Here is a 3,525-nt window from a genome sequence, read left to right as displayed (position 1 = left end):
TTAGTAGCTGGTTTTCCATATAGCATTAAACCATTTTGTTTTAACATTTCTTTAGTATTTTCATATATACTTTCAACATCTTTGTTCATGTCATCTTGTAAAGTTCTATAGTTTCTAATATCTGTTATACCAAGTAGATAGTCTGTAGATACTTCTAAAATTTCTGCTAATTTTGAAAGAGTAGCAGCCTTAGGTTCTCTAAGTCCGTTTTCATATCTTGAAAGAGTTGCTTCATTTATTTCAGCTTTCTCACATAGCTCTTTTTGATTCATACCTACGTAACGTCTTGCTTTTGTAATTCTGTCTCCGATACTTTCCATTAATATCACCTCTAAAAACATTATAGTATAAATTTACCAATAATAAAAGAAAAATTAACAAAACGTAAATAATTTGATTATAATTGATAAATTAGAAAATAAATTTATGAAATAGAAAGAATTAAAGACTATATTACCTAAAAGGAATGTAATTTTACCAAATGGTAAATATTGATAAAAATATATACAAAAAGCCATATTTTTCCTTGACTATAGATATTAATTGGTATTAATATTAAATTACAGAAACAGAGAGAAATTAAGGAGGGGATTAATTTGAAATTAAGGTTACTTAAATCAAAGCGTGTACTTAAAGGGTTGTATCAATATGAATTAGCAAAGAAGATGGGGATATCTCATAAGACTTACAACTTTAAGGAAAATGGAAAAATAGTATTTACTGTTGATGAAATATTAAAAGTGATTGAATGTTTAGATTTAACATTTGATGAAACCAATGATATTTTTTTCTCTAACAAATTACCAAAGAGCTAGAAAAAATACAAAATGTGCTGAAATAGAAAACGGGGGGAGTAAAAGTGAATAATTTGATGGTATTTTCAAATGAAGAATTTGGAGATGTGAATGTAATATCAATAAATAATAAAGAATACTTTGAAGCTACACCTATAGCAAAAGCATTAGGATACATAAACCCAAGGGATGCAATACTTAGGCTATGTTATGAAGAGGGAGTCGTGTTTTCCGACGTGGGGGTAGTTACTGGAACTAAAGGTGATGGAAGTGAAGTATTTCAACATGTAAGTAAGAAATTCATAGATGAAGGAAATGTATATAGGCTAATAATTAGATCAAAATTACCAAGTGCTAAAAAATTTGAAAGATGGCTAATGGATCATGTACTACCAAGTATTAGAAAAAATGGTGTGTATATGAATGATGAGGCTATTGAACAAACTTTAAACAATCCAGACTTTATAATACAAATGGCCAATAAACTAAAATCAGAAAAAGAACAAAGGATGGCACAACAAAAAAGAGCAGATACATTAGAAGCCATTATAACACTAGATAAACCATATACAAACTTTGCAAAAAGGATAGAAGCAAGTAGTGATTCTATAACTGTAGGTCAATTTGCAAAACTTCTTAATAATAACAATGTAAAAATAGGAAGAAATAGATTGTTTAGTTGGTTTAGAGACAATGGCTACTTTATAAAAAATGGAAAAGACAAAAATATGCCAAAGCAAATATATATAGATCAAGGTTTGTTTAGCATATGTGAAAGAGTAGTAAATACTGTTGAAGGAGAAATATTAGCTACTACAACACTGATAACAGGTAAGGGGCAGATGTATTTTGAGCAACAATTTAATATTTAGTTGTGTCAGGATAAATATATAAATAGGGGAGAGAGAATGAGAAAATACTTAGATGCAGATATTGTATATGAAACTAAGGATATGGAGAGAAGTGTGTGGCTCAACATAAGAAAGTCAGGAATTGGTGGAAGTGATGCAGCAAGTGTATTAGGACTAAATCCATATAAAAGTTCCGTAAGCATATTTTTAGAAAAAGTTGACTATATCCATAATGCAGGCTACCAAGGAGAAGAACCCGAAGCTACAAAAGATGAAAAGGTAAGTTATAGAATGGAGCTAGGCAAGAAGTTAGAGGAATTTGTAGCAAGGGAGTTCACTTTAAAAACTGGCAAGAAGGTTAGAAATGTAAATGGGGTTTTAAAAAATGAAAAATATCCATTTGCTATTGCCAACATTGATAGAGCAGTAGTAGGAGAAAAAGCATTTTTAGAGTGTAAGGTTACTAATAGTTTTTCTAAGAAAGTATGGGAAGTAGGAGTACCCATACATTATCAAATACAAGTAAATCATTATATGGCAGTTACAGGAGCTACTCATTGTTATGTGGCTGCACTGGTTGGAAATGAGGAGCTTGTTATTCATAGGATAGATAGAGATGAAGAAGTTATTAATGAAATAATGAAGCTTGAAGCTATGTTTTGGGACAAGTGTGTGCTAGGTGATAATATACCAGCTCCAGATGGTAGTTATGATTATTCAAAGGTCCTACAGGAATATTATAAGGATAGCAAGGATGAGGAAGTAATATTGTTTGAGCAAGATACTGTGATTAATAGGTATGATGAAATAAACCAACTTTACAAGGAAATAGATTTGGAGAAAAAGAAGATAGAGCAGCATATACAAAATCAGATGAAGGAATATGAAGTAGCTTTTATTGGTGATAGGAGAATCACTTGGAAGAAGCAAGAGAGAAAGAGTATTGATAGTAAAAGGTTAAAAGAAGAGTTACCAGAGATAGCAGAGAAGTATATGAAAACTACTACCTCTAGAGTATTTAGAATTTAATTAATTGTAATTAGAAAATACACAAATTTCAATAAAAGGGGAAAAAAGATGAGTGATTTAAAAAATGTATTAAAAAACAATGAAGCTAAAGGAAGCGGAGTAACTATAAATCCAAGTTATGCAATGAAGCAACTTATGATAAAAATGAAAGGAGAAATTCAATCAGCACTTCCAAGTCAACTAGCAAGTGAAAGATTTCAAAGAGTAGCTCTTACAGCTTTTAACTCAAATCCAAAATTACAAGGTTGTGAGCCAATGACCTTTATTGCAGCAATGATGCAAAGTGCTCAATTAGGACTAGAGCCGAACACACCACTTGGACAAGCCTACCTTATACCATACAAGGTCAAAGGAATTGATAAGGTACAATTTCAAATAGGATACAAGGGATTATTAGAATTAGCTCATAGAAGTGGAAAAATAAAAACACTTTATGCCCATGAGGTAAGGGCTAATGATGAGTTTGACATAGATTATGGACTAGAGCAAAAGTTAATACACAAACCTTTGTTAAGTGGAGATAGAGGAGAGGTAATTGGGTATTATGCTGTTTATCATTTAGAGCCTAATGGATATGGTTTTGTGTTTATGACTAAGGAGGAAGTGATGAACCATGGTAAAAAGTATTCTAAAAACTTTGAAGGTGGTATATGGGAAAAAGAATTTGATGCTATGGCTAAGAAAACTGTAATTAAGAAACTATTAAAATATGCTCCTTTGAGTATAGAGCTACAACGAGCAGTAGCCTTTGATGAAAGTGTTAAATCTGGTATTGATAGTGACATGTTACTGGTGGAATCTATAGGGGATGAGATTATACCGCTTGGTGGGGATATATAAGTCTTCCTTCC

5 protein-coding genes are annotated in these 3,525 nt (G+C 31.3%); 4 read left to right on the top strand and 1 reads right to left on the bottom strand.

The genetic code is table 11. From position 1 onward, the window contains the following. Positions 1-320, bottom strand: a 320-nt coding sequence (locus ACRC03_RS18470) for a helix-turn-helix domain-containing protein (protein WP_438654078.1), incomplete at its 3' end; no start/stop codon positions are given. Between the two features lie 276 nt (positions 321-596). Here ACRC03_RS18470 and ACRC03_RS18465 point away from each other — a divergent pair. The 4 genes from ACRC03_RS18465 to ACRC03_RS18450 are packed head-to-tail and all read left to right on the top strand — an operon-like array spanning position 597 to position 3,514. Beyond that, positions 597-815: a helix-turn-helix transcriptional regulator gene (locus tag ACRC03_RS18465; RefSeq protein ID WP_438654077.1), complete on the top strand. Its 219-nt coding sequence runs from the start codon at positions 597-599 to the stop codon at positions 813-815. Between the two features lie 44 nt (positions 816-859). Beyond that, positions 860-1,666 carry a phage antirepressor KilAC domain-containing protein gene (locus tag ACRC03_RS18460; protein ID WP_438654076.1) on the top strand — a complete coding sequence of 269 codons (807 nt, stop codon included), beginning with the start codon at positions 860-862 and terminating at the stop codon, positions 1,664-1,666. 36 nt (positions 1,667-1,702) lie between these two features. Continuing rightward, entirely contained in the window at positions 1,703-2,674 is a 972-nt protein-coding gene (locus ACRC03_RS18455) for a YqaJ viral recombinase family protein (protein ID WP_438654075.1), read from the top strand. A 48-nt stretch (positions 2,675-2,722) separates the two neighbouring features. Then, positions 2,723-3,514 (top strand): recombinase RecT, encoded by a 792-nt coding sequence (locus ACRC03_RS18450; RefSeq protein WP_438654074.1) that lies wholly within the window; start codon positions 2,723-2,725, stop codon positions 3,512-3,514. The last annotated feature ends 11 nt before the right edge of the window (positions 3,515-3,525 follow it).

The organism is Romboutsia sp. (assembly GCF_051659545.1).
Lineage (GTDB): Bacteria > Bacillota > Clostridia > Peptostreptococcales > Peptostreptococcaceae > JBOFOR01.
The sequence above is the reverse complement of the archived record's forward strand: the minus strand, read 5'-3'. Positions and strand labels throughout refer to the sequence as shown.